Origin of the sequence: Rhizobium tibeticum (assembly GCF_900110205.1) — a bacterium.
Lineage (GTDB): Bacteria > Pseudomonadota > Alphaproteobacteria > Rhizobiales > Rhizobiaceae > Rhizobium > Rhizobium tibeticum.
The window spans coordinates 1-1,149 of sequence record NZ_FOCV01000160.1 but is presented as its reverse complement, the minus strand read 5'-3'; the positions used below and the strand labels follow the sequence as shown (position 1 = coordinate 1,149).

Below are 1,149 nucleotides of genomic sequence, written 5' to 3'. Positions count from 1 at the left end.
ACCCGCACAAGGCTTTGGGATATCGATCCCCGCGTGAGTTCTTAAACCGTCAAACAGAAATCTGATCCTGTCCGGTTTTTATGGGGCAACTCCACTTTGTGACCGTCTACCATGCTGTTGATTTGCATCTCGCTAGAATGAGTTTTCAACCATACCCGGGGCGCATGATGGGATACGGACTTTGCATGGCATGGGCTGACCGGTGGGCACTAGTATGGCCATCCCTTGATCTGATTCGGAGCGATTCCATTGATGTAACAGGAAAATCGCGGAAAGAAGTCGCTGCCACGGCAGATGTTCTCACTCCGAACGTGGCGGACTGGTTGTCCGCGGCGTCCTCGTCCTCGGCCGCCGCGATCCCGCCGAAATTCGAGTGGCGCGACACCAATGACATCTGCCCGCCTGGTATGCCCAAGAGGCTGCTGACGAAGCAGGGTCCCGGAGGCCATCATCTGTCCGGAGGCAGATTCGATCCCGCGTGCCCGTAGGAACGAAGCCGACGCAAGCCCTGAAAGGCAGGGACTTTCACGGTCCTCTCGTATTTTTTCAACGACGGGCAAAGAGAAGGCCAAGCGAGGGCCTGTATGAGGCGGCGCGGACTGGCTCATCATTGATCCGCAGCTGGTGGCCGCCTGCCAGGGTTTGCCGGTGAAATTGGCGCCTAAGAAGATGCTCGCTCCCCCTACAAGCTGTGGGGAGCGAGCTGCACCACAATCCATTTCGCACGTAAAGTACGTCCTGAAGGTTATCCGTAGGCGCATGTCAGGAAACCTCGACAGAACGAACTGACGCTTGTCGGTTTCAGCGGCCTTAAGCTCGGCCAGGTCTTCGAGAGGCCGTGGGGGTTCCTTCGTCGGAGCTGTCCTGCCGTGATGCCGAGGTCTATTCGGCAAAATGTTGGCCTGAACTGATCGTTCGGATGGTGACCTTCCCTACTATGGATACATATGAAGATATGCGTTTCAAAGGCCTTGATCTAAATCTCCTCGTCGCACTCGACGCACTGATGACCAAACGAAGCGTGACCGCAGCGGCGCGCAGCATCAACCTCAGCCAGCCGGCCATGAGCGCGGCTATCGCGCGACTGCGCACCTATTTCGGCGACGAGCTGTTTTCGATGCAGGGTCGCGAACTTGTCCCAACACCGCG

Annotated in this window: 1 protein-coding gene; it reads left to right on the top strand. The window is 57.3% G+C overall.

The features are described from left to right. Window positions 1–955: 955 nt before the first annotated feature. On the top strand, window positions 956–1,149 hold a 194-nt coding region (locus BSG20_RS35410), incomplete at its 3' end, for a LysR family transcriptional regulator (RefSeq protein WP_143147639.1).